Annotated in this window: 27 protein-coding genes; 18 read left to right on the top strand and 9 right to left on the bottom strand. The window is 69.0% G+C overall.

The features are described 5' to 3' along the window. The first annotated feature begins 114 nt into the window (after positions 1-114). The 8 genes from KZ829_RS08140 to KZ829_RS08105 all read left to right on the top strand — a co-directional run bounded on the left by KZ829_RS08140 (position 115) and on the right by KZ829_RS08105 (position 7,679). The gene (locus KZ829_RS08140; protein WP_220143217.1) at positions 115-1,065 is read left to right on the top strand and encodes a LacI family DNA-binding transcriptional regulator; all 951 of its coding nucleotides are present in this window, start codon (positions 115-117) and stop codon (positions 1,063-1,065) included. A gap of 41 nt (positions 1,066-1,106) precedes the next feature. Next, entirely contained in the window at positions 1,107-1,700 is a 594-nt protein-coding gene (locus KZ829_RS08135; protein WP_220143216.1) for a GNAT family N-acetyltransferase, read from the top strand. A gap of 188 nt (positions 1,701-1,888) precedes the next feature. Continuing rightward, positions 1,889-2,260: a CU044_2847 family protein gene (locus KZ829_RS08130; protein ID WP_220143215.1), complete on the top strand. Its 372-nt coding sequence runs from the start codon at positions 1,889-1,891 to the stop codon at positions 2,258-2,260. Positions 2,261-2,829: 569 nt separating this feature from the next. Next, on the top strand, positions 2,830-5,148 hold the full coding sequence (locus KZ829_RS08125) for a hypothetical protein (protein ID WP_220143214.1): 2,319 nt from the start codon (positions 2,830-2,832) through the stop codon (positions 5,146-5,148). Between the two features lie 528 nt (positions 5,149-5,676). Then, positions 5,677-5,802: a hypothetical protein gene (locus tag KZ829_RS43900; RefSeq protein ID WP_281428052.1), complete on the top strand. Its 126-nt coding sequence runs from the start codon at positions 5,677-5,679 to the stop codon at positions 5,800-5,802. Beyond that, positions 5,777-6,289 carry a DUF6879 family protein gene (locus KZ829_RS08115; protein ID WP_308285384.1) on the top strand — a complete coding sequence of 171 codons (513 nt, stop codon included), beginning with the start codon at positions 5,777-5,779 and terminating at the stop codon, positions 6,287-6,289. Before KZ829_RS43900 ends, KZ829_RS08115 begins: the two co-directional genes overlap by 26 nt. 27 nt (positions 6,290-6,316) lie before the next feature. Further along, entirely contained in the window at positions 6,317-7,162 is an 846-nt protein-coding gene (locus KZ829_RS08110; RefSeq protein WP_308285383.1) for a helix-turn-helix domain-containing protein, read from the top strand. A gap of 241 nt (positions 7,163-7,403) precedes the next feature. Then, positions 7,404-7,679 carry a hypothetical protein gene (locus tag KZ829_RS08105; protein WP_220143212.1) on the top strand — a complete coding sequence of 92 codons (276 nt, stop codon included), beginning with the start codon at positions 7,404-7,406 and terminating at the stop codon, positions 7,677-7,679. A 728-nt stretch (positions 7,680-8,407) separates the two neighbouring features. Here the strand turns inward: KZ829_RS08105 and KZ829_RS08100 are convergent. From KZ829_RS08100 to KZ829_RS08090, 3 genes are read right to left on the bottom strand one after another with little or no spacing between them, the layout of a single operon-like run. Next, a complete protein-coding gene (locus tag KZ829_RS08100; RefSeq protein WP_220143211.1) occupies positions 8,408-9,010 on the bottom strand; it encodes a hypothetical protein in 603 nt (200 codons plus the stop codon). Then, positions 9,007-9,879, bottom strand: a complete 873-nt coding sequence (locus tag KZ829_RS08095) for an ATP-binding cassette domain-containing protein (RefSeq protein WP_220143210.1) — start codon at positions 9,877-9,879, stop codon at positions 9,007-9,009. The genes KZ829_RS08100 and KZ829_RS08095 overlap by 4 nt, the downstream gene beginning before the upstream one ends. A 38-nt stretch (positions 9,880-9,917) precedes the next feature. Continuing rightward, positions 9,918-10,505, bottom strand: coding sequence for a TetR/AcrR family transcriptional regulator (locus KZ829_RS08090; protein ID WP_220143209.1), 588 nt, complete (start codon positions 10,503-10,505; stop codon positions 9,918-9,920). Between the two features lie 71 nt (positions 10,506-10,576). Here KZ829_RS08090 and KZ829_RS08085 point away from each other — a divergent pair, with 71 nt between their 5' ends. Further along, positions 10,577-11,830: an alpha-hydroxy-acid oxidizing protein gene (locus KZ829_RS08085; RefSeq protein WP_220143208.1), complete on the top strand. Its 1,254-nt coding sequence runs from the start codon at positions 10,577-10,579 to the stop codon at positions 11,828-11,830. Here the strand turns inward: KZ829_RS08085 and KZ829_RS08080 are convergent. Next, entirely contained in the window at positions 11,802-12,962 is a 1,161-nt protein-coding gene (locus KZ829_RS08080; protein WP_220143207.1) for an MFS transporter, read from the bottom strand. The genes KZ829_RS08085 and KZ829_RS08080 overlap by 29 nt on opposite strands. 39 nt (positions 12,963-13,001) lie before the next feature. On the opposite strand from KZ829_RS08080, the gene KZ829_RS08075 reads away from it, so the two are divergent. Genes KZ829_RS08075 through sigJ form a run of 6 tightly spaced genes read left to right on the top strand, consistent with a single transcriptional unit; the run spans position 13,002 to position 16,599 of the window. Then, positions 13,002-13,505: a hypothetical protein gene (locus tag KZ829_RS08075; RefSeq protein WP_220143206.1), complete on the top strand. Its 504-nt coding sequence runs from the start codon at positions 13,002-13,004 to the stop codon at positions 13,503-13,505. Positions 13,506-13,555: 50 nt separating this feature from the next. Beyond that, positions 13,556-14,011 carry a hypothetical protein gene (locus tag KZ829_RS08070; RefSeq protein ID WP_220143205.1) on the top strand — a complete coding sequence of 152 codons (456 nt, stop codon included), beginning with the start codon at positions 13,556-13,558 and terminating at the stop codon, positions 14,009-14,011. Positions 14,012-14,068: 57 nt separating this feature from the next. Continuing rightward, positions 14,069-14,395: a DMT family transporter gene (locus KZ829_RS08065; protein ID WP_220143204.1), complete on the top strand. Its 327-nt coding sequence runs from the start codon at positions 14,069-14,071 to the stop codon at positions 14,393-14,395. Further along, positions 14,392-14,946 (top strand): TetR/AcrR family transcriptional regulator, encoded by a 555-nt coding sequence (locus tag KZ829_RS08060; RefSeq protein ID WP_229794748.1) that lies wholly within the window; start codon positions 14,392-14,394, stop codon positions 14,944-14,946. Before KZ829_RS08065 ends, KZ829_RS08060 begins: the two co-directional genes overlap by 4 nt. Positions 14,947-14,983: 37 nt before the next feature. Beyond that, positions 14,984-15,766: an alpha/beta fold hydrolase gene (locus KZ829_RS08055; RefSeq protein WP_220143203.1), complete on the top strand. Its 783-nt coding sequence runs from the start codon at positions 14,984-14,986 to the stop codon at positions 15,764-15,766. Further along, positions 15,763-16,599 (top strand): RNA polymerase sigma factor SigJ, encoded by an 837-nt coding sequence (gene sigJ, locus KZ829_RS08050; protein WP_220143202.1) that lies wholly within the window; start codon positions 15,763-15,765, stop codon positions 16,597-16,599. Before KZ829_RS08055 ends, sigJ begins: the two co-directional genes overlap by 4 nt. 80 nt (positions 16,600-16,679) lie before the next feature. Here sigJ and KZ829_RS08045 read toward each other — a convergent pair whose 3' ends face one another. Further along, positions 16,680-17,498 (bottom strand): hypothetical protein, encoded by an 819-nt coding sequence (locus KZ829_RS08045; RefSeq protein WP_220143201.1) that lies wholly within the window; start codon positions 17,496-17,498, stop codon positions 16,680-16,682. A gap of 265 nt (positions 17,499-17,763) precedes the next feature. After that, on the bottom strand, positions 17,764-20,064 hold the full coding sequence (locus tag KZ829_RS08040) for a putative bifunctional diguanylate cyclase/phosphodiesterase (protein WP_220143200.1): 2,301 nt from the start codon (positions 20,062-20,064) through the stop codon (positions 17,764-17,766). Between the two features lie 203 nt (positions 20,065-20,267). Here KZ829_RS08040 and KZ829_RS08035 point away from each other — a divergent pair, with 203 nt between their 5' ends. Further along, entirely contained in the window at positions 20,268-20,750 is a 483-nt protein-coding gene (locus KZ829_RS08035) for a hypothetical protein (RefSeq protein ID WP_220143199.1), read from the top strand. 53 nt (positions 20,751-20,803) lie between these two features. Here the strand turns inward: KZ829_RS08035 and cysK are convergent, their stop codons facing one another. Next, positions 20,804-21,724, bottom strand: coding sequence for a cysteine synthase A (gene cysK / locus KZ829_RS08030; protein ID WP_220143198.1), 921 nt, complete (start codon positions 21,722-21,724; stop codon positions 20,804-20,806). After that, complete coding sequence (epsC, locus tag KZ829_RS08025) at positions 21,721-22,266, bottom strand: serine O-acetyltransferase EpsC (RefSeq protein WP_246635230.1); 546 nt, start codon at positions 22,264-22,266, stop codon at positions 21,721-21,723. The genes cysK and epsC overlap by 4 nt, the downstream gene beginning before the upstream one ends. Positions 22,267-22,523: 257 nt before the next feature. On the opposite strand from epsC, the gene KZ829_RS08020 reads away from it, so the two are divergent. Next, positions 22,524-23,261 (top strand): YwiC-like family protein, encoded by a 738-nt coding sequence (locus KZ829_RS08020; protein WP_308285382.1) that lies wholly within the window; start codon positions 22,524-22,526, stop codon positions 23,259-23,261. 399 nt (positions 23,262-23,660) lie between these two features. After that, entirely contained in the window at positions 23,661-24,095 is a 435-nt protein-coding gene (locus KZ829_RS42790; protein WP_308285381.1) for a sensor histidine kinase, read from the top strand. Here the strand turns inward: KZ829_RS42790 and KZ829_RS44435 are convergent. Continuing rightward, positions 24,084-24,671, bottom strand: coding sequence for a TetR/AcrR family transcriptional regulator (locus KZ829_RS44435; protein ID WP_220143196.1), 588 nt, complete (start codon positions 24,669-24,671; stop codon positions 24,084-24,086). The genes KZ829_RS42790 and KZ829_RS44435 overlap by 12 nt on opposite strands. Between the last annotated feature and the right edge of the window lie 4 nt (positions 24,672-24,675).

Here is a 24,675-nt window from a genome sequence, read left to right as displayed (position 1 = left end):
CACACCCTCAGCCTTTCCGAGCAAAGCCTGATTGACCTGAGCCACCGGTCCCGCAACGGCCGGGACCAAGGTCCCGGACTCGCGGGACCCGGGTCCCACGTATTCAATGGCGACATGACAAGCCCTGATCTCGCCGCGGTGGCCCGCCGCGCCGGGGTCTCGGCCGCGACCGCCTCCCGGGTGCTGTCCGGCCGCGGCCCCGCCTCCACGGCCAGCCGGGACGCGGTGCGCCGGGCCGCCACCGAACTCGGGTACGTGCCACACCCGGTGGCCCGCCGCCTGGCCCGCGGCGCCGGCACCCGCATCCTGTTCGCCGTCCGCGACCGCCGGGCCGGCATCCTGCACGACCCGTACGTCACCCGGGCCGCCGCCGCGATGGCCGCCGCCGTCGACCCGGACGGGCTCGGTGTCACCCTGCGCCGGCTGCCGCTGGCCGCGACCGCCGCCCTGGAGACGATCGCCGCCGACCGCAGCGTCGCCGCCGTGGTGCTCGCCGGCCACGACCGGGACCTGCTCGAACACCTGCCGACCGGGTTGCGCGGCCGGACCGCGGCCATCGGCGCGGGCGGTACGGACGTGGACAGCGCGGCCGGGATCGGCGCCCTGCTGCGCCACCTGCACGACACCGGAAGGCGGCGGATCGCCCTGGTCAGCGGTCCACGGTGGCTGGCCGCGTCCGGGGCGCCGCTGCGCGCCTACACCGAGCTGACCCGGGCCGCCGGGCTGCCGTCGCGGGTGGTGGCCGGGGACTTCACGGCCGAACGGGGCCGGGCCGCCGCCGTCACGGTGCTGCGCCGCTGGCCGGACACCGACGCGATCGCCACGGTCAGCGACGCCACCGCCCTCGGGGTGCTGCTGGGGCTGGCCGCGGCCGGGATCCGGGTGCCGCAGGACATCGCGGTCACCGGGTTCGACGACATTCCGCTCGTGTCCGCGTACCCCGGCTTGTCGACCGCCACCCACCCGGTCGAGCCGATCGCTCAGGCCGCGGCCCGCGCGGCTCTCGGCGCCCCCGCGCCGCAACGTCTCTTCCCCAGCCACCCCGTCCTGCGGGCCACCGCCTGAGACTTGCGGTGAAAGCGTTTCCACCGGCTAGCGTCGGCGGCGTGCCAGAGATCCGCCCCTACCGGCCCGGCGACCGCCGTGCCCTCTACGACATCTGTGTCCGCACCGCCGACGCCGGCGGCGACGCCCGCGGCCACTACACGACCGACGAGCTGATGGGCGACCTGTTCGCCGCGCCCTACGCCCACCTGGAACCGCACCTGGCCTTCGTCGCCGACGACGGCGGGGAGGCGGTCGGCTACGTGGTCGGCACGCCGGACACCGCCCGGTTCGCGGAGCGTTACCGGGACGAGTGGATTCCGCTGCTCGGCGACCGCTACCCGGTGCCTCCGCCCCCGCCGCGCACCCCCGAACAGGACATGCACTGGCTGCATCACCACCCGGAACGGATGCTGGTGGCCGGCCTCGACGGCTTTCCCGCCCACCTGCACATCGACCTGCTGCCGCCCTATCAGGGCCGCGGGCTCGGCCGCCGTCTCATCGAAACCTTCATCGGCACGGTCGACGCGCCCGGTGTCCACGTCGGCATGGTGACCGCCAACGTGAAGGCGCGCGGCTTCTACGACCGGCTCGGCTTCGCGGTGCTCCCGGTCCCCGATCCCGGCCCGCTCACCTATCTCGGCCTCAAGATCTGAAACCCCTTCATCGGTACGGGGCGGAGCGCCCACAACCGCAACGACGGCCGTTCCGCCCGCTCCGCGCGAGCATCTGCCGGGCCGGGCCGTAGCGCGCCCACCGGCGCGACTGCATGGCTTCCCAACGCTCGCGCGCGCACGATAGCGTGGTCCGACCGTTCCATTGTGATCACTGCGAGGCCGGCCTCATGAGCAGACCCGTCCAGATCCAGTTGCCGACCGGCGAGATCGTCTGGGCCCGGCTCGAGAACGCAGGCTCCGGGCCGTCCGACGTGTCATCGGTCAACAAGGTGCTCCAGGTCGATGTGGACGAGTTCCGCAACACCATCCGGGGCGTCTCGCACAGCCTGCGCGCCGCCATCGACGACCTGGTGCCGGATCAGGTGCAGATCGAGTTCGGCCTGGAGCTGGCCGTGAAAACCGGCAAGATCACCAGCATGCTGGCCGAGGCGGGCGGCAAGGCCACCGTCAAGGTGGCTCTGACCTGGTCCGGGAAGTCCCCCACCGAGGCCGCCGTCACTCCCCTGCCGACGGTCGAGGACGAGGACGAGGACGGCTGAGCGTTGACGGCCGCCCGGGCCGAACCTCGGAAACCCGCCAAGCGGCGCCCGGTCCATGAGAGAGGGGCCTACTTGAACCCGCGGCAGCGGAGAGTTTGCCGAAGCGGCGGCACCATCGGTGCCGCCGCTTCCGATTCTCGCCTCGATGACCAGCGGCGACACCAGGCCCGACAGTTCGTCGGCCGCGACGTACGGCCCGGCCTCGTCGACGTCGCAGTACACCGGCGCGAAGAACGTGTGCGAGACGTATGCCCTAAAATGAGCACCTTGCTGGACGTCCAAGCCTGAGATGACGATGTCGAACTATCACCCGCGCACCTCGCTCCCCGAAACAGAGAATCACCTCGGCCGATCTCGCCGCAGCCTTGAAGATCTATCCCAAGAGCGTCGAACGATGGATCACAGGCCGGACGCCTACCGCCGGCATCGGTACGCGGTCGCTGCGAAGCTCGGTGTCGACGAGGCCTACCTGTGGCCCGACGCGCTGTCACGCTGTGAGGCCGCATCTACTGTGTTGTCGTCAACGACGATCTAACCGCGATGCTTGATTCACCACGGCCGGAGGGCAGATGTCTATTGGTCAAGAAGTCGACTTCCATGATCTTATCGACGGCTGGACGGAGTCGGAGAAGCGGCTCTATAGGTCGTTTCTTCTTGGCGAAGAGTTGGATCTTGGAGGAGTTCCACCCTCCGCTCACGGCTCTGATGGTGAGCGAGCGTGGAAGCCGTCCGAAATCATTCGATCGGAAGTTTTGGCATCTCTTTTGCTACATGGACCAGGGCAAGCCACTGGACACCCAAGGAGACTTCTCTTAAGTGGCGCTAAAATCGCCGGAAAGCTCGACCTTGGATGCGGCGAAGTGGCGGCCTTCAGCTTTCGCAACTGCCACTTTACTGATGCTCCGTTCTTGAATGATGCGACCGCCGACTTCGTTGGGTTTCAACATTGCTCGATGCCTGGACTCTCCGCGTCACGCTTGATCTGCAATGGACCTGTTTGGTTGAGCACTTCAATTGTCACTGGCAGCGTCAATCTTGAAACTGCCAGAATTGCAGGTGACCTGACCCTTATGGGCACCAAAATATCAGCTCGACAACAAGTTGCGATCAGTGCTCGCCAAATGGAGGTGCAGGGATCGCTATTGGCGAACGATTTCAGGTGCGATGGGTCCGTCGACCTGGTGGGAGTCAAAATTTCTGGTTCTTTGCAGCTTAATGGGTCGATGTTGAAGTCCCCGAAGTCTTATTGCTTGAACATCGACCACGGCCGCATTGGTCTAGGATTCCTGGGCATGGACTCGACCTTTGAGGGAGTCTTGCGAGCTCATCATGCATGGATCGGATGCCAGTTCAATCTAGCCCGGTCGTCAATTTTAAACAAAGGGAAAACGGCCTTCTCGGCGGACCATCTATCTGTTGACGGCGCGCTGCTCCTGAACGGCGGCTTTTTTGCTGACGGTGGCGTAGATTTGCACGGAGCTCAGCTTTCCTGCACGTTGAATCTATACTCGGCGCATATTAGACTTCATGGCGGTGTTGCCCTCAAAGCCAACGAGATTAAGGTTGGAAATGATATCAATGCGATCAAGAGTCACATTGAAGGGCGCGTTAGATTTACCAGCGCTGACGTTTCTGGCGTGCTCGCGCTCAACGAGGCCAATATAACCGCAAGCGGGAGCATGGCTCTCGATTTCTCGCGCTCACACATCGCTGGCGGAGTAATTGGAAGTAAGGACCTAGTTGTCGCTGGAGGCGTTTCTTTCGCCGATGCAGTTGTTGACTCACAGATTGATATCAGTGAAGCTTCGGTGGCTCATCCGAAGCGGAAGGCCCTTGACATGTCGGGATTGAACCTGCAAGGGGATGCGATACTCAACCGCGCAGACGTTGATGGAATGGTCGACATGGTGGCCGCGAATATTTCAGGAGATGTGCGATTCGCTGACGCGAAGCTCCGAGGCGTTCCGGCTGAAAAAGCGTCGCGGGGTGTGCAGCTCGATGGTCGGCGAAGTGGCGAATGGAGAGGTCTCTCAATTCGATGCGTGGGAGCCACAATCGGCGGCGAGCTAGATCTTCGCGATGCGGAAATTGGTCAGACGCTCACTCTTGCAGCTAGCGTGGTTCGCAGGGGAGCGTATCTTGGAGGATCTCTGCTTTCTAGCGAAAATGATGTATCTTTCGACGCGCGTGACCTCCAAGCTAATCTGTTGGACATCAGGTTTCGGCAAACCCCTGCGGGCGGCGTTTTGCTCGATTCGGCTGATGTTGAGACGCTAGTCGACGGGAGGACTAGTTGGTCGCGAACCAATCCCAACAGCATCGAAGGCATGACATATACCTTTCTTGACACCGAACTCCCCGTAAAAGAACGTCTGGCCATTATGGCACTCGGAGGAAAAGGGCCTTCGGGGCAGCCATTCGAGCAGCTTGCTAAATGCTTAATGGCAAGCGGACAAGACGACAGTGCATCTCTAACCAGATGGGAGTACGCGCGAATTTCGCACAATTCCGGTGGCCCTTTAATGAAGGCCTGGGGTTGGATCCAAAATGTTGTCATCGGATACGGATATGCTCCGGCTCGCGCATTGGCTTTCTTCCTGGCATTTTGGGTTTCCGCGGCTCTCTGGTTCCGGTTTGGTACCGGGCATTGCGCGAACCCTGGCATGACAGAACTCGCCGTCTGTGCGATTAAAGTCGACGAGCACCCTACGTGGGATCCTTGGATCTATGCGCTTGACTTGTTGATCCCAATTATCGACCTAGGGCACGATAAGGCGTGGGATCCCGTGGGGGCGGATAAGGTGGTGGCGGCGGGACTAACGGTTAGCGGTTGGGTGCTTACGACAACGATCGCGGCGGCTGGGGCCCGCGCCTTGAGAAAGTCCTAGAAACAACGCATGAGCGACCGATCGGGCACTCAGGAAAGCATGTCCACCACCGGCGGAGAGCACCCGGAACCTCTATCGCAGTCCTTATCGGGAAGCGACTTAAGTTGAAATTGTCGGTGCTCCGATGGGCTGATCAGCGCCGGGCTCGCGGAGGTCACCGGCGGGACTCGCGCCGCTCAAAGTCCCGCCAGGTTCGGCCGCGTTCACCCGGTTTCTGTAGACGGTGCAGACCACGATGCAGGGGTAGGCGTCGGTGACCGAGAGAAGGTGCGGTTGCGGGTACAGGGGGTGTCATGACCCCTACGCCCGCGCCGAGTCCGGGTCTGCGTCTGGAGTAGAAGTTCGTGCAAGTCACTGGTAGGTGAGGGCCGAACCGCGCAAGCTCAGTCATATCGATCGTTACCTGAGGTCTTGGAGGGCACGATGGCGTTGCGACGGCTTGGTAAGGATCCGCAGAGCCCTAACAATGGCTCTCCCACGGTCTACCTGGACGAGGAGTCGGGAAACTACATCCTGCAAGGATGGCGTGTGACGGATGCTGACCGCCTGGCGCAGATGAGCATCCCGGCTCACGAGACGGTGATCGAGTTCCCGAGACGCATGATGCGGTTCTTCCCGGAGGTGGACGGTGGCGACGGCGGAGCCAACGTTTGAGGAGTTGTTCCGCTCGGCTCGACGCAGTGCCTACCACCTGGAGATGCGGGACGCTTACGGGCTGGATGAGAGCTTCCACGAGTGGACCACGGGTAACAAATTCGATCCGGCGCAGCGCTGGTCCTGGTGGACCGACTTGGTGTCCGCGTCGGTCGCCCAGGGCGTGCAGGTCCACCGTGCTCGCATCGTCTCCGAGCCGATCTCTGTGTACGTGCGCTACGAGTACGAGTTGACCGACGGGCACAACATCAAAGCGGGTGAGTCGGTCCGGTGGCTCCCTCGCCGCCTTGCCTCTGACTTGGCGCTGCCGGGCAACGACTTCTGGATCTTCGATGACGCTTCGGTGCTGTTCAACCACTTCGCGGGAGACGGCACGATGACCGGCGAGGAGTTGGTTACCGATCCGAGAGTGGTGGAGCTGTGTACATCTGCGTTCGCTGCGGTATGGGCACGTGCTGTCCCTCATGAGGAGTACCGGCCGGCCTGACGACGGCACCGACGCGAGTAGTTCAGCGTGACGACGTCGTCCAGTGTTCAGCAGGCTCGAGAGGCGTTGGGCAAGCGCCTGCGGGAGATTCGGATGGAATCCGGTCTAACCGCGCGTGAGTTGGCCTTTCGGGCAAGCTGGCACGAGAGCAAGTGCAGCCGAATCGAGAACGGCCGTACCGGGCCGTCGGACGGCGATCTACGTGCGTACGCGATCCATTGTGGTGCTGAGGACCAGATAGCGGACCTGATCGCCACGGCTCGCAACATTGATGGTGCCTACGTCGAGTGGCGGCGTATGGAACGGTCAGGCCTGCGGCGTGCTCAGGAGTCAGTCATCCCGTTATGGGAACGGACACGGCATTTCCGGGCCTATTCGTCGTGGCTGATTCCGGGACCGCTCCAGACGCCCGGGTACATCGAGGCCCTGTTGAAATCGATTCGGGACCGGCGGGACCTCCCCGACGACCTAGACGAGGCTGTCCGCGTGCGGGTTGACAAGCAGCGTGTCTTGTATAACGGATCACGGCGCTTCGCGATGATCGTGGAGGAAAGCGCCCTTCGGCACCGGATCGGAGGCTCCGCCACGATGGCCGGCCAGCTTGGCCATATCTTGCTCCTAGCGACGCTGCCAAACATCAGCATTGGTGTCATCCCGCTCGATGCGGACCGCACCGCGCTATGGCCGGTCGAGGATTTCTGGATCTTCGACGATACCCAGGTGAATGTGGAGCTGGTGTCCGCGTTCCTCACCATCACTCAACCGCACGAGGTCGGCATGTACGCCCGAACCTTCGCCGAACTGACCGACCTCGCTGTCTACGGCGCAGACGCTCGTGTATTGATCACATCGGCCGTCGACGCTCTCCAATAGACGTGCAAGTCCGTGCACGTTCGTTGAGGTGGATCACCCAAGGATTTTAGTGTTGCCGTCAGATGCCAGAATCCTTTTCGTGGAGGTGATCCATGGCTGTAATCCTGGCTGCCGTAGCGGCTCTCCTGCTGGGGTTCATCGGTGGCTTGATGGCTGCCAGGGTCAAGCTTTGTTGCGGGAGCTGCGGCCGGAGCCTGGAATGCCCCGAACACGGTATGACGACGGTTAGCGGAGTCAGAGCATGACGGCTGAACCCGTGCCGGTTTGGCCTGAAATCGTCCAGGAACCCGAACATATGGCGATGCGCCCAAGTTGGGACTGTCGTGTATGTGGTGCGGCTTGGCCGTGCGCTCCGGCCAAGGTGGCATTGTTCGAGGAGTACCGCCACTTCCCTTCGCTGCTAATCCTGTTCCTGATGTCGACCTACCAGGAAGCACGAGAACATCTCGGCTATCTGAATCAGCCTGCCGAACTTTTCGAGCGCATCGTGGGTTGGGCTCAAGGTCGGCGGTGCTGATGACCGGTGATATTCAGTTACAGCAGGCCATTCCTCCACTGCGATTCCCTTCCGGAAGTCGGCGCAACGCAACCTGTCGCTGTGGCGAGACAATTGTGACAAGCTGTTTCGGATGGGTGCACAAATCGAGCGCCTGGATCCGCGCCTCACGATGCGAGGAGGCCAAACCGGCATAGCGAATCGTTGAATGATGAGGCTCTCCACCTGCGGCGAAGAGCTTCGTCGTTCTTCGGAATCAGACGGCTGGCTTTGGGCCTTGTTCGTGCTCGCACCCATGCCGTTGCTGCGGTGGCTCGATCGCTGTGCCGGTGGGTTGGACGCTCCGCTAGACGACCAAGGCAGGGCAGGGTGCCGCGAGTCCGGAAGCTGCGGCAATCGAATACCTGATGGGACTGGGGCTCGGCGACTCTGGATAGCGACCTTCCGCTCCTGGACGATGCCGGGCAAGACGAGTTGGTGCGGCAGTGGTGAGATTTGCAGGCACCGATGGCGGGTTCAAGTAGGCAGCCACTACCTCCACATCACCCCAGTCGGTGGTCGCCGGCCCCGCGGCGTGGCGAGTCAGGCCGGACCACCGGATCGGCCCGGCGGGCGCGCTGCGGCCCGGACTCGGCAGGTGATCGCGGGGAACTGGCGGAGCGGGCGCCGTGCGGTTGAGGGCGGCGTCGCGCGTACCGGAAAGAATGGTCACGGTGGGTGAGCGGCGGCGCCCACCGTGACCAGGCGGGTCAGTCGCCGGAGAGGTCTCGGCGGATGGACCAGGCGGCGATCGGCAGCGAGGCGGCCGTCCAGATGGAGACCCAGAGCAGGCCGCGGGTGGAGCCGCTGGCGGCGGCCAGGAAGGCGCTGAAGATCATGTCGCCTTCGAGCTGGTAGATGATGCCTTCGACGAAGAGCAGCCAGCCCAGCCAGCCGGCGATGAGCCACAGCGGTCTGCGGACGACTGTCGCGTTGGCCACGCCGAAGACCGCCAGCAGTGGGGAGACCAGCAGGGTGTGCAGGTAGCGGTCGGACTCGCCGGAGGCGACGACCGCGATGCCGCTGACCGCGACCAGGACGACGCCGAGGATCATCGCCACCATGGACTGTGCGGCCAGGATCTTGAGGCGGTTGGGTTCGCCCAGGAAGAGCAGCATGGCGGTGCGGTGCTGGTAGTGCTGGCAGGTGACCATGACGGCGATGCCGAAGGTGCCGATGCCGGCCATCAGGGCCCAGAACTCGTCGCTCAGGTAGCCGGCGCAGGCGGCCACGATGCCGAGGCCGATCAGGGCTAGCACCGAGGCGCGGACGGTGGCGGTGCGGTAGAGCTCGCTGCGCAGTACGGCGATCATCGGGCCTCCGCCACGCTCAGGAAGACGTCTTCGAGGTGCTGGGTCTCGGCGACGAGTTCGTAGATCGGGATCCGGTGTTCGAGGGCGATGTCGCCGGCCTGTTCGGGGCTGAGGGCGGCCACGTAGAGGGCGTGCCCGTCGGTGGTGACCGTGGCGCCGGCCTGCTCGTACGCCGTGGCGAGCCGTTCGTGGTCGCCGCCGCGGACGCGCAGCTGGGTGCCGGCGCGCAGTTCGTCGAGGGGGCCGGCGCGCAGCATCCGGCCCTCGCCGATGATGACCACGTCGTCGACGAGCAGTTCCAGTTCGCTGAGCAGGTGGCTGGAGATGAGCACGGTGCCGCCGGCGTAGGCGTGGTCGCGCAGCAGCCCGCGCAGCCAGGCCATGCCGGGCGGGTCGAGGCCGTTGGCGGGTTCGTCGAGGATCAGCACCGACGGTTCGCCGAGCAGGGCGGTCGCCACGGAGAGGCGCTGGCGCATGCCGAGCGAGTACTCGCCGGAGCGTTTACCGCCCGCGTCCTCGAGGCCGACGTAGTCGAGCAGCGCCATCACCCGTTCCCGGGAGGCGCCGCTCAGTTTCGCCTGGGTCATCATGTGGGCGTAGCCGGTCTGGCCGGGGTGGCTCAGTCCCTGTTCGAGGACGGCGCCGACCTGCCGCAGCGGGTTCTTCAGGTCCCGGTAGCGGCTGCCGTTGATCAGGGCCTGGCCGCGGGTGGGCCGGGTGAGGCCGAGCAGCATCCGCAGCGTGGTGCTCTTGCCGGAGCCGTTGAGCCCGAGCAGGCCGGTCACCCGGCCCGGGGCGGCGGTGAACGTCACGTCGCGGACGGCGTCCACCCGGCCGTAGGTCTTCGTCAACTCACGGGTTTCGATCATCGCGAAGATTATTAAGCCCCGTGTCAAGTCACCTAGCGTCACGAATTAGTAACGACTGCTCTCAGGAAGGCGTCGACGATGTCGTCCAGGGTGGGCAGAGCCCCCTCCGTGCCGGGGATCCGCGCGATCGTCGTGGTGTCGCGGATGGCGGCCAGCGCGAGCAGCAGCGCCTCCCGGAAGCCGGGGGTGCGAGCGTAGCCGGGCAGGGCCTGCTCCGCGACCCCGACGATCCGGTGGGTGACGGCGGTGAGCGTCGAGGCGGTCATGGCGGCGGTGCCGGGATGAGTCCGGGCCAGCACCAGCAACTCGGCCACCACGGCCAGCACCGGCGACGAGTAGCTGTCCCACATCCGGCGCAGCAGCAGCTCGGCACGCTGCCGTTCGGTGGCGCCCTCGACCGGGCGGGACGCCTCGTCGAGCAGCCGGGTGGCGAGCCGGTTGATGGCCCCGTCGATCAGTGCCGTCTTGGTCGGGAAGTAGTGCTGTTGCAGGCCCTGGCTGACCCCGGCGAGGTGGGCGACGCCGCGCGTGGTGGTGGCCGCGAACCCGACCGTGGCCAGGCTTTCCAGGGTCGCGTCGAGGAGCGCCCCGACGGCCTGCTCGCGGCGCTCGGCGCGGGATGCCATACCGGGATCCTATCTTTTCAAGTCACGTGACTTGCTTTAACCTCCCGGGCAGACTCGTCGAGGAGGAACCCATGGGCGCCGGACTGTCCCGCCTGAGCACCATCTACCGCCAGGGCGCCCTCGGGCGGCGGCCGGCCGTACCGGCCGACTTCGCCGAACTGGAACGCCGCGCCGAGCGGGCCAGCAGCGCCAAAGCGTGGGCGTACGTGGCGGGCGGCGCCGGTGAGGGCCGGACCATGCGGCGCAACCGGGCCGCCTTCGAACGCTGGGCCATCGTGCCGCGGATGCTGTCCGGCCATGTCGAGCGGGATCTGTCGGTGGAGTTGCCCGGCGGCCGGCACGACACGCCGGTGCTGCTCGCCCCGGTCGGCGCCGGCGCGCTGATGGGCGCCGACAGCGACCTGAGGATCGCCCGGGCGGCGGCCGCCACCGGCACCGCCTACGTCTTCTCCAACCAGGGCTGCAACCCGATGGAGGACTGCGCCGCCGCGATGGGTGACGCGTCCCGCTGGTTCCAGCTCTACTGGAGCAAGGACGAGCAGCTCGTGGACAGCCTGATCGCGCGGGCCGAGGCGGCCGGGGCGGCGGCGCTGGTCGTCACCCTCGACACCACCGTCCTGGGATGGCGGCCGCAGGACCTGAACCTGGGCTCGCTGCCGTTCAGCCGCGGTCAGGGCATCGCGCAGTACACCTCGGACCCCCGGTTCCGGGAGATCGTCGCCGGGCGGCCCCCGCAACCGGCCGCGGAGGTGACGCTCGGCGCGATCCGCACCCTGCTCGCGATGACCCGCAACCACCCCGGCGCGTTCTGGAGCAACCTGCGGTCACCGGCGCCGCGGGCGGCGGTCGAAACGTTCCTCGACATCTACTCCAACCCCGGCCTGAGCTGGGAACATCTGGCCACGCTGCGGGGCCGGACCCGGCTGCCGATCGTGCTCAAGGGCATCCTGCACCCGGACGACGCGCGGCGTGCCTTCGACGCGGGCGTGGACGCGATCGTCGTGTCGAACCACGGCGGCCGGCAGATCGACAACGCGGTCGCCTCGCTGGACGCGCTGGTCACCATCCGGGCGGCGCTCGGACCGTCGCCGACGCTGCTGCTGGACAGCGGCATCCGCACCGGCGCCGACGTCTTCACGGCGCTGGCGCTGGGCGCGAACGCGGTGCTGCTGGGCCGCCCCTACATGTACGGGCTCGCGCTCGCCGGCCAGAGCGGTGTCGAGGACGTGATCCGCAACGTGATCGCCGAACTCGAGCTGACGATGGCACTGGCCGGCATCCCGGACATCGCGTCGATCACCCGGGACTGCCTGGTCGAAGCGTGACCCCGGACCTCCGGATCGTCCCGGCGCTGGCCGCCACGAACGCGGCCAGCGTCACCGGGATCCACAGCGCGGCGGTCAGGCCGACCACGCTGGCCGCCGCGCCGATGACGATCGGGCCGATCAGGAAGCCGACGTAGCCGATGCTCACCACGGTCGACAGGGCGCGCCCGGCCCGCGCCGGATCGATGGCGGCGGCGGCCGAGAAGAACTGCGGCGCCACACAGGACAGGCCCAGCCCGAGCAGGCCGAACCCGGCCACCCCGGCCAGCGGGCTCCCGGCCAGCAGCCCCGCGCCCAGCCCGGCCGCGGCGATCACCCCGCTGGCCCGAACCAGGACGACCGGCCCGAACCGGGCGGCCAGCCGGTCCCCGAAGACCCGGCCGACGGTCATCATGATCGCGAAGGCGGCGTAGCCGTAGGCCGCGAACGCCTCCGCACTGCCCAGCTCGTCGCGCAGGTAGACGGCGCTCCAGTCGGCCGCCGCGCCCTCGCCGACCAGGGTGCACAGCACCACCGCACCGAAGAACAGCAGCCACGGGTCGCGGCTCCTCTCCTCCACCCGGGTCGCGGGCGCCGGGGTGGACGGCAGCACCCAGCGGGCCGACCACGCCGCCCCGGCCAGCACCACGAGGCCGACCGCCAGCAGGGTGGCGCCCACACCGATGCCGAGGTGGGCGAAGAGGCCGCCGAGCAGCGCGCCGGTGAACCCGCCGATGCTGTAGACGGCGTGGAACGACGTCATCACCGGCCGCTCCATGGCGCGCTCGACCTCGGCGGCATTCGCGTTCATCGCGATGTTGAGCGTGCCGTGCCCGGCGCCGAACGCGAACAGCGCGATCGACAGGGTCACCAGGCCGCCCGCGAACCCGGGTGGGATCAGCAGCAGGCCCTCCAGGATCGCGGCCGGCACGAGCACCCGGGAACTGCCGAACCGGTCGGTGAGCCGGCCGATCAGCGCCATGCCGGCGATGCAGCCCGCCGCGAAGGCCAGCAGCGCGATGCTGAGCCGGCCGTCGGTCAGCCCGAGCCTCTCCTTGACCGCCGGGATCCGCGCGGTCCACACCCCGAGAGCCACCCCGAACAGCAGAAAGACGAGGGAGGTGGCGATCCGGCCACGGCGCACGAGATCCATGGTCAGCACAGTAGAGGCACCCCCTGACAGAATCGTCGTATGTCGATCATTCGATCACTGGCTTCGCTGCTGCTGTTGACCGGATGTGCCGCCCGGACACCGGAGCCGCAGCCGGACCCGGAGCCGGCCACGCCCTGCCCGGCGGTGATCGACCACGTGGCCGAACCGCCCACGGGTTACCGCGTGGTCGGCGGCGACATCGCGCTGCCCGACGAGGACGAGGTTCACGAGCCCAGCGAGTCCGGGCAGGAGGGGCCGGCCCGGTTGTTCGCCAAGTTCGGCCTGCTGGTGCGGGCCGGCACGACCACCGAGCTGAGCCTTCCCCCGGAGTGGAGCGACCGCGCGCGGATCGGCTGGGGGCAACAGGAGCCGGCCATGTCGCAGACGGTCACCGGCTGCCCGCCCGGGTGGGGTGACGGCGCGTGGTCGGTCTTCGCGGGCGGCGTCTACGTGATCGAGCCGGACTGCGTACCGATCCGGGTCGGACGGGATGCCACGGCCGAGGTGTCCATCGGGACCCCGTGCAGTCGGCCCGGCGGATAGAGGCCATCCGCCCCTGACCGCCGGGGATACCGCCGAGAACGCTCGACGGTATGGTTCAGACACTCCTCAGCCTGGTCGGACTGACCCTCATCGGCGCGGCCGCGATCCTGGTCCTCCAGGGACTCCTGGGCCGTCGCCAGGTGACCCGCGAGCTTGAACACCAGCGCATCCGCTTCCCCGCCGACGGCCTGCCGGCCGCGCTCACCGGGTACGCCGGACGGCCCGTGCGCACCGGCGCCGAGGCCCGCGCCTACTCCGAGATGATCGGCGAGCACGTCCGGTCGGCGACGGGCGGCCGCACCTACGCCGAGGTGACCGCCGAGGCGCAGCGCAACGCCGGCGACGAGAAGCTGGGCCGGCTGCGGCAGACGGCGTTCATGGGCGAGACGCTGCGCGGGGCGCTGCTCGGCGCCTATCAGGCCTGGCAGGTCACCCTGCTGGTGATCGGCCTGGGCGTCCTGTGCGCCGCCATCGGAACGGGTTTTCTGGCCATGGCACTGCAATGAGCCCTTCTTGTACGATCGTACTTGTACGTTCGTACAAGAGTGGATCGAGGGCTCACCGTGCACTACGTCCTCCTGGGCGGCGCCATCGCCGCCGAACTCATCGCCACCAGCCTCATGAAGGCGACCGACGGATTCACCCGGCTCTGGCCGACACTGGCCGTCCTCGCCGGATACGTCATCTCCTTCGTCCTGCTCGCCCAAGCCGTCAAGGGCATCGAAGTCGGTGTCGCCTACGCCATCTGGTCGGCGGTCGGCACGGCCGCGATCGTCGCCATCGGCGCGGTCTTCCTGGGCGAGCCGCTCACCACCGTTAAAGTGGCGGGCATCGCTCTCATCATCGCCGGAGTCGTCATGCTCAACCTCAACGGCAGCGGGGCCCATTGACCGCGCCGCGCCGCCCGCAGCGGGCCCGTGACCCCGAGGCCCGCCGGGCCGCTCTCGCCGCCGCCAGCATGGAGGTCATCGCGGAGAACGGCGTCGGCCGGACCACGCACCGGGCCGTCGCGGCCCGCGCCGGGCTCCCGCTCGGCGCGACCACCTACTACTACCCGACCCTGGACGATCTGATCGCGGCCGGGCTGCGGCACGCCCTCGACGGCCTGCGGTCCGACCTGCTCGCCTGGGACGAGCGGCTGCGCGACGCGACCGACATCGCGCAGACCCTCACCGACCTGGTCCGGGAGTATCTCGCCGACCGGCGCCAGGTCCGCATCGAGTACGAGCTGTGCGTGGCCGCCGCCCGGGACACCGCCCTGCGGCCACTCGCCGAAGCCTGGATGGAGGGCCTTCCGGAGATCGTGGCGGCCACCTTCGGCGCCGAGGCGTCCCGCAACATCTGCGCCCTGCTCGACGGTTTCATCCTGGAGGCGCTGGTCACCGGCCGCGAGCTGGACGCGCCCCGCCTCACCTCGGCCATCCGCAGACTGGCCGCATAGCTGTCACATTCCACGGGATCCACATCGTCCTTCCCACATGAGACTCTTCTCGATCGGTGAAGGGCCACCACTGGTCCTGCTGCACGGTCTGGGCTCCACCCGGGCCGCCTGGACGCCGGTGCTGGACCGGCTCGCCGCCACCCACACCGTCCACGCCGTCGACCTGCCGGGATGCGGCGACACGCCACCGCTGCCGCCCGGTGTCGCGCCGACCCCCCGACGACTGGCCGAGGCGGTGGCCCTCGTGCTCGACCGGCACGGCATCGACACTCCGCACGTCGCCGGGCACTCGCTCGGCGGCTGGGTCGCCCTGGAACTCGCCGCGCTGCGCCCGGTCGCCTCGATCACCCTGATGTCCCCGGCCGGCCTGTGGCGGCGGCGCACCCCGGCCTACTGCACGGTCAGCCTGCTGCTCACCTGGGCCGGCTGCCGGTACGCCCACCGCCCACTGACCGCCCTGGCCGGATCGGCGTGGGGCCGCCGCCTGCTGCTGTGGCAGTTCCACGCGAGCCCCGGCCGGATCAGCCCTCAGGTCGCCCGGCGGGGCATCGCCGACCTGGGCCGCGGCCCCGGCTTCCGGTCCACACTGCGGGCCACCCGGCGGATCCGCTACCGGGCCACCGAGCCGCTGACCATGCCGGTCACGCTGGCCTTCGGCATGCAGGACCGGCTGCTGCTGGCCGGACAGTCCCGGCACACCGGCGAGTTGCCGGCACACACCCGCCGGGCCGACCTGCCCGGCGCCGGTCACGTACCGATGGACGACACCCCCAGCCTGGTCGTCGCGGCGATCCTGGACACGACCGGCGCCCGGCGATGACCGCCGACGCCTGGACCGCGGCCCGCCCCCGCCTGGTCCGGGTTGCCTACGCCATCCTCGGTTCGGTCGCCGAGGCCGAGGACGTGGTGTCCGAGTGCTGGTTCCGGCTGGCCCGCGCCGGACCGGTGCACGACGTCGAGGCGTGGGCCGTGGTGACGGTGGCCCGGGCCGCGACCGACGTGCTGCGGTCCGCCCGGATGCGGCGGGAGACCTACCCCGGGCCGTGGCTGCCGGAACCGGTGGTGACCGCGGACCCGGCTGACCGGATCACCCTCGACGACCAGGTCGGCTACGCGCTGCTGGTGGTGCTGGAGTCGCTGACCCCGCCGGAGCGCACCGCATGGGTGCTGCACGACCTGTTCGGGCTGACCTTCGACGAGGTGGCCACAGTGGTGGGGCGTACTCCCGCGGCGGTTCGTCAGCTCGCGGTCCGGGCGCGGCGGCACGTGCGTGCCCGTACCCCTCGCCATGGCACGGACCCGGAACGGCACCGCCGCGTGGTGGAACGCTTCCTCGCTGCCGCCGCCGGCGGCGGCCTCGGCGACCTGGTCGCCATGCTCGACCCGGACGCCGTGGTGACCAGCGACGGCGGCGGCCGCCCCAAGACCGCGCGCCGGCCGGTACACGGCGCCGACCGGGCCGCCCGATTCCTGCTGGCACTGGCCGCAAAGGCCGAACCCCTCACCCCGGTCACCGTGAACGGCCTGCTCGGGATGGCCGCCCACCGTGACGGCCGGCTCGACACGGTGATCGCCTTCACGGTCGCCGGCGACCGGATCCGGCGGATCGACCTGATCCGCGCCCCGGAGAAGTTGGTCGGCCTTCAGGGATGAACCCTTTCCGGTACGCCGTCCCACGCCGATCTTGAACGGCCCGCCGGATCAGCGCGCCACTCACCGGCCGGCGCCGGGGATCAGGAGGTCTGGGAGCCGTCGAACAGGGTGCACGCGCCGGTGGCGGTGCCGACGCGGATGCCGTACAAGTCGAAGACGCCGACCGTGATCTCCTCGGAGTAGCGATACGGATTGCCGGAGATCGTGTGCACGTATCCCGTGTCGCTCCAGGTGCCATCGGCGGCTCTGATCACCCGATGCTCGATGTCCCACCCGCCGCCGAGTATCTCGTTGCGGTAGGTGGGCACGTTCGGCGCCTGCTGCTTGATCGTCGCGATGTGATAGGAGACCCGTGACGCCGATCCTCCGCCCGACGAATCGCCTACGGTGCCGTTGACGCCGTCGACGACGGCGGTCACGGTACCGGCCGCCGGGTCGCAGGTGAGCGTGACGCTGGTCCGCTGGTCGTGGTCGCAGGTGGCCTCCCGGGTGGTCAGGGTGGCACCGGTCGCCGCGTCCTTGAACGTCACGGTCAGCTGCTCGCGATAGAAGAGGGCGGTCACCGGATCGAAGGTGCCGGTGTAACCGGCCGCGCTGACGTCGCCCGAACTCGTGGACGTGGTGGTCACCCTGAAGGGCTGCGCCAGCGGCGCCAGGACCGACCTGGCGGTGGCCGTCACCCGTACGCCGGTGCGGCGCTGGAATTCGACGGTCACCTGCTTGGCCGGGCCCGGTACGAACAGCGAGCCGGAAGCCGAGGTGGTGATCGCGCCGGTCGCGGCATCACAGGTGATGTTCGCCCGCAGCGGCGTCGCGGCCGAGGCGGCCGTCGCCGGCACCAACAGTCCGACGACCATCGCCGACACGGCGAGGCCGGACAACACTCGCGTCCTCAACATCGATCCCCCGTGGATCCCCTATGGACGGATTGGGACACCGACGATATCAGACATCGATGATGTTCGAACGGACGGCGAGCCGCCGCCGAAACACGGTCACGCGGACGGGTGGCGCGGGCCTACGCAGGCGTGCCGGGGCCCTGGGGACCTCGACCAGGCGATCCGCGAACTCGAGCACGTCGTCAACCTCGACCGCCAAGCCGGACATCTCGACTCGGCGCCGACACCCGTGCCGCGGGGGCGCCGCGCGAATGGGCTCCAGCGGTCATGGATGGCGGCCACCGGTGGCGGCGACGGCGAGGGGCGCTGCGGTCATCAGGGCGGCGCACTCGTCCGCAGGCAGGGGTTTGGCCATGAGATAGCCCTGGCCGTAGCGGTAGCCCATGTCCCGCAGCCGCTCCAGCTGGGCCTGGCTCTCGATGCCCTCGGCGACCGCCTTGAGATCGAGGTGTTCGGCCAGCTGGGCGACCGCCGCGGCGACCGCGAGCCGGCCCCGGTCGGCGCCGTCGGCGATCCCATCGACGAACGACTTGTCCAGTTTCAGCACGTCGACCGGGAAAGCGCGCAGCAGGCTCAGCGACGACTGGCCGGTGCCGAAGTCGTCGAGGGCCAGCCGCACCCCCATCTCGTGCAGGTCGTGCAGCGTCTCGGTGACCTGTGGTCCGTCGGCCACCGACGACTCGGTGACCTCGATGATCAGGTTGTGCGGGGTGAGCCCGGTGTCGCTGAGCACGGCGGCGACCTCGTCGACGAAGCCGGCCTCGCGCAGCTGGCGGACCGCCACGTTGACGTTGATCGCCTCGACCGCTCCATCCTTCAAGGAGTCCCGCCAGCGGGCCAGCTGCGTGCAGGCCTCGCGCAGCACCCAGGTGCCCAGCGGCACGATCAGGCCGGAGCGCTCGGCGACCGGGATGAAGTCGGCGGGCGAGACGAAGCCGCGTTCCGGGTGCTGCCAGCGGACCAGCGCCTCGGCGCCGTGCATCCGGCCGGTGGCCAGGTCGTACACCGGCTGGTAGAGAAGCCGCAGCTGGCCGCCCTGGATGGCGTCGTGCAGCTCGCCGGCGAGCCGGGCGTGGCCGGTCATGTCCTGCCGCATCCGCGGCTCGAACCGCACCCAGGACGCCTTGCCGGCGTCCTTGGCCACGTACATCGCGATGTCGGCGTTGCGCAGCACCTCGTCGGCGGTCTCGCCCGGTTCGGCGACCACCACGCCGATGCTGGCGTGCAGCAGGAACCGCTGTGCCTCGACCGGCAGCGGCCGTCCGACGGCGTGCTGGAAGCGGGTGGCGGCGGCCTCGATCCCGGCCGGGTCGCCGGACGGCAGGAGCACCGCGAACTCGTCGCCGCCGAGCCGGGCCACGAACCCGCGGTCGCCGTCGGCGCAGCGCCGGAGCCGTTCGGCGAGCCGGGCCAGCAGCTGGTCGGCGGCGGCCGGCCCGAGCGTGTCGTTGACCATCTTGAAGTCGTCGATGTCGATCAGCAGCACGGTGGCGGGCCGCCCACCGGCCAGGCGGTCCGTCAGGGCCAGGGTGAACCCGGTGCGGTTCGGCAGGCCGGTCAGGTGGTCGCTGAGCGCCAGGCGTTCCAGTTCGCTCTGCTGGTGGCGGACACCACGCAGCGCGAGCCTGTTCTCCCGCAGGCTGAGCAGCTGGCGGGCGACCATGATGGCGGCGATCAGCACCGCCCCGATGATCACGGCGCGGCCGCGCATGTCCAGGTCGCGGGCGGAGACGACGATGACCAGCACGGCGGTGCCGGTGACCGCGACGAACTGGAGCGGGCCGCCGATCGACCAGCGCGGCCGTTTCGGCGGCTGCACGTCCAGGACCAGGCTCTGCCGGTAGGCGGCCACGCAGATGCCCAACCCGACCAGCGGGTAGCCGAGCACCGACAGCAGTAGCATGCCGGTCTCGGTGCCGCCCAGGATCAGCATCACGGCGACCAGGCCGGCCAGCGGCCCGATGGTCAGAACGGCCAGCGCCACCGGGTCGACACGGCCCTCCGGGCTGACCGCCGCCTTGCCGAACACCACCAGCGCCAGCAGGCAGCCGACGCCGACCGCGGCGGCCGTGATCAGGGTGCCGGCCGAGGTGCCGTCGGGAACGGCGTCCAGCACCACGTAGGTGAAGAACACCGTGCCGGCGACGGCCACCGCGATGCCGTCGAGCAGCAGCCGGGCCCAGTCCAGCCGGGTCCGTGGGGCCAGCGGGACGTGCCGGAACGCCAGCATCGCCAGGCCGAGGCCGATCAGCGTGGGGATCGCCTCGTAGAGCGGCATGCCGGGGGTGCCGACGCCGCCGTGGAGCATGTTGGCGACAGTGCTGAGCACCAGGCTGGCCGCGGTGAGCGCCCAGAGTGCCCAGAATCCGCGTACCGGGGGTGTCGGGGCGGCCAGGCGGCTCACCCGCCAGCAGGCGAAAGCGGCCGCGGAGAGCACGACGGTGCCGCCCAGGTTTCCCCAGACGCGATTATCGGCGTCACGCACGGCGAGCCAGGCGAGCACGGCCACGATCGTGGTCAGACCCACGATCAGGGGTACGCGCAGTGCCCGGTCCGATCCGCTCATCTCGGTTGTCGTTTCGGCATCCGGGCCGATCTCCTGAGCCGTCCGGCCCCGGGCTTGCGCCGGTTCGACATGATCGTCACCGTGGCCCTGATGTCGATCAGGCTCGCCGCCGGCCACCGCGGCTCGCTCTGACTTCCACAGAAAATACGAAATAACAGTTGATCTTCGTACAACTGATCGACTAACTTGCCTATGTGATTGCTGTGCGAATTGCCACCGCCGTACTTGCCGGCGTTTCGATGATGGGCCTGGCCGCTTGCGGCGACGACAAGGCCGCCACCACCACCGCCGAGCCGGCCAAGCCGGCCGCCACCTCGGCCCTGCCCGAGGCTGAGGCCGCCGCGCCCGCCGCGGCCGCCCCCGCCGACAAGGTGATCTGCGAGGACGCCAACAAGGCGGCCGAGTCGTTCAAGAAGGCGCTGCTCACCATCATGAGCACCACCGGCGGCGACGTCCCGAAGAAGGACGCCGCGCTGATGCTGAGCGACTTCGCCGCCAACCTGGAGAAGGCGGCCGAGGGCTCGGACACCGCCGTCGCCACCGCCCTCAAGACCAACGCCGCCGAGGCCGCGAAGGCCGCCAAGGCCGACGACCCGGTCAACGCCGCGGACACCCCGGAGTCCGCGAAGGCCGCCAAGGAGTTCAACGCCGCCTGCAAGGCCGTCGGCGTCAAGACCAACCTCTGATCCGTCCGCTGACGATGTCCCGGCGTGCCTGCGCACGCCGGGACATCGGCGTCTCAGGGGTTCGAGAACAGCGGGGTGCTCAGGTAACGCTCACCGGTGTCCGGCAGCACGACCACGATCGTCTTGCCCACGTTCTCCGCCCGCCAGGCCAGCTCGCGCGCCGCGTGCAGGGCCGCGCCGCTGGAGACGCCGGCCAGGATGCCCTCGGTCCGGGCCAGCTGACGCCCGGCCTCCCGGGCCTGTTCCACGTCGACCTTGACCACCTCGTCGTAGATGGTCGGGTCCAGCACCTCGGGCACGAACCCGGCGCCGATGCCCTGGATGCCGTGCGGACCCGACCGGCCGCCGGACAGCACCGGCGACTCCGTCGGCTCGACCGCGTAGACGCGCAGCTCGGGCCGCTTCTCCTTGAGCACCTGGCCGACGCCGGTGAGGGTGCCGCCGGTGCCGACACCGCCGACGAACAGGTCCACCTGGCCGTCGGTGTCGTTCCAGATCTCCAGGGCCGTGGTACGCCGGTGCATGTCCGGGTTCGCCGGATTGTCGAACTGCATCGGCAGCCAGGCCCGCTGCTCCTCGGCGATCTCCAGCGCCTTGGCCACCGCGCCCTTCATGCCCTCGGCCGCCGGGGTGAGAACCAGCTTCGCACCGTACGCCACGAGCAGCGCCCGCCGTTCCGCGCTCATGCTGTCCGGCATGGTGAGGGTCAGCCGGTAGCCGCGGGCGGCCGCCACCAGAGCCAGCCCGATACCGGTGTTGCCGCTGGTCGCCTCCACGATGGCGGAGCCGGGGCGCAGCTCCTCGGTGGCCTCGGCGGCCTCGACCATGGCGAGGGCGATCCGGTCCTTGACGCTGCCACCGGGGTTGGCGGACTCGAGCTTGGCGATCAGCTTCGCCGGCAGTCCCGGCTCGAAACGGGTCAGCCGCACCATCGGGGTCCGGCCGATCAACTCGGTGACGTCGTTGTAGATCATTTCCTCGCTCCTGCGTTCTGTGGGAAAGAGTCGGGGACGATTTCTGCGGCCGGGGCCCGCATCCGGGCGCCGGCGGGAACGTCGGAGACGATCAGGGCCATGGCGCCGATCTCGGCGTCCTCCCCGATCCGGACGGGGCCGAGCACCGTGGCGCCCACCCCCAGAGTCACCCGATCCCCCACCTCCGGGTGACGACGGCTGCCCTTGGCGTCCCGCCGCCAGCCACGCCCACCGAGGGTGACCTGGTGGTACATGGTCACGTCGTCACCGATCCGGGCGGTCTCGCCGACCACGACACCGGCGCCGTGGTCGATGAACAACCGCCGCCCGACGACCGCACCCGGATGGATCTCGATACCGGTGACGAAACGCATCACCTGCGACAGCAGGCGCGGCAGGAACGGGATACGGGCGCGGTGCAGCAGATGCGCCACACGGTGGCCCCAGAGCGCCCACAGACCCGGGTAGAGGAACACCTCGGCGACGCGGACACCGTACAGGGCGGGATCGCGCCGGCAGTAGGCGCGGATGTCTTCCAGCAAGGGGGATCCTCGGTCGGAGCGTGAGTGGCGGGCGTTGCGCGTCAGCGGCAGGGACAGCGCTCGTCGAAGGCCCGGCGCACGTGCGGGCCCGCCATCGGCACGGCGAACCGGTATCCGGCCATCCGCCGCTGGGCCTCCCGCTCACTCATGGCGGCAAGGCTAGCCGATCGCCCGAGCCCGCCGGCAGAGCCGAAGGTAGCGGCGAGGGTGACCTTCGACCCTGGGCGAAGAGCCTTACGGCGCCTAGCGTCGACGCCGTGAGCAGCACCTCGACGCGCCCGGCCCGCCGCACGATCCGGCAGTTCCTGCCGCCCCAGCACGGCGCGTGGGCGATGCTGCTGCTGCCCTACCTGGCCGGGCTGCTCGTCGCCGGGTTCCGCTGGCCGGACGTGCCGCTGCTGATCGCCTGGCTGGCCGGCTACCTGCTGTCGTACTACGTGTTCCTGGCGGTCAAGTCGCGCCGCCCCGGCCGCTACCTGCCCCAGTTCCGGCTGTACGGGCTGGTCGCGGTCCCGGCCGGCGTGATCGTGCTGGCCGCCGAGCCGCGGCTGCTGTGGTTCGCGCCGGTCTACGCCGTCCTGCTGGCGGCCAACGCCTGGTATGCCTGGCGCCGCCGGGAACGGGCCCTGCTCAACGATCTGGCCTCGGTCGCGCAGAGCTGCCTCATCATCGGAGTCGTCACGGTGATCGCCAGCGGCCGCCCCGCCGACACGTGGGCCGCGTTCGTGCTCGTGCTGCTCTACCTCACCGGCACGGTCCTCTACGTGAAGACGATGATCCGCGAGCGCGGCAACGACACGTACCGGACGGCCTCTGCCGGATATCACCTGGCCGCGCTCGCCGCGGCGGCCGTGATCAGCATCCCGGCCGCGCTGGTCTTCGCGCTCCTGCTGGTCCGCGCGTGGGTGCTGCCCGGCCGGTCGCTGACACCGAAGCAGGTCGGGTTCGTGGAGATCGGCGCGAGCGTGCTGGTGCTGGCAGCTGTGGCTCCATAGAACCTAATGTGGTCTCGGTCCGCGTTTCGCTTCCAGCTCCTTCTTCTTGTACGCGTGTCCTCGCCCCCGCCATATCAGGGCCGCCCCGTCCGCTCGGCGCGATCTTGCTGCCCTACTCCGGCCTGCGCCGCGCCCGCCGGGCTGAGATCGGTTGGATACCCCCGCATGTGCTGCCGCTCGCGCCGGGCGGGTGGTTGCGGTGGTGCTTGCCAGGCCACCGGGGCAGTGCCCCGGCCGTCACGCCGGTTGCGCCGGGCGGGTGGTTGCGGCTGCGGCATCACCCCGACTCGCCAGCGATCTTGGGCGACTGTGGCTGTCGGGCCAATCTTGATTCCTGTTTGCCATCCGGCGGTCGATCATTACCCAAGATCTATCGCCCTCGCCCGCACGGACGCGGCGGTGGCATCCGGTCGACCGGAGCCGCGCTTCGCCATCGGCGAGCTGCCCGCGGTCCAGGCGGACCCGGTGCTGGTCCGGCAGCTGATCGACAACCTGGTCGGGAACGCCATCAAATACACGGCACCGGGGGTGGTCCCCGCTCTGCGGATCACCGCGGTGCAGGACGAGACGATGGTCACCGTACGCATCGTCGACAACGGCATCGGCATCCCCGAGGGCCAGCACGAGGCGATCTTCGGCAACTTCCACCGGGCGCATGTCAGTGGCGGCTATCAGGGCACCGGGCTGGGGCTCGCGATCTGCCGGCGCATCGTGGAAAGGCACGGCGGCACCATCACCGCCACCGACGATCCCGCGGGCGGCACCTGCTTCACCTTCACGCTGCCGAACGGCCACGCAGCCGTCCCCACGGCGGCTGCCGCACTAGGACAGTAGTGTCCGCACGCCGGACACATAGGTGCGCCGGTCGGTGCCGCCGAGCAGCACCTTCTGCAGGATGTAGCCCTGCACCAGCCCGAAGAACGCCGCGCCGGCCCCGGTGACGTCGGCGTCCGGCGGCAGCTGCCCGGCCGCCCGGGCCCGCTCGGCGATCAGCACGGCCCGCTCCCGGACCCGCCCGTAGATCTCCGCGACCAGCGCGCCGACCTCGGGATCGTGCACCGCCTCGCCCCACACCTGCACGGCGATCCGAACCGTGCCGTCGTCGTCGGCCGCGGCGTCGACCAGCTCCAGCAGGCGTTCCAGGATCTCCGGGATCGGCGGCACCGGGTCGATCGCGAGCAGCTCGTCGAGCAGCCCGGTGGCCTGCGAGATCTTCTGCCCCGCGATGGCCGTGATCAGCTCGTTCTTGCTCTTGAAGTAGCGGTAGAAGGCCCCGACCGAGAGATCGGCCTCCTTGATCACATCCTGCATGGACGTCTGGTGGAACCCGTTGCGCACGAAACACCGGGCCGCGGCGTCGAGGATCTGCTGACGGCGGGCGGCGAGGTGGGCTTCGGAGACGCGGGGCACCCTG

The organism is Actinoplanes hulinensis (assembly GCF_019429605.1).
GTDB classification, from domain to species: domain Bacteria; phylum Actinomycetota; class Actinomycetes; order Mycobacteriales; family Micromonosporaceae; genus Actinoplanes; species Actinoplanes campanulatus.
Note: the sequence above shows the minus strand (reverse complement) of the source record. Positions and strands in the feature narration are given on the sequence as shown.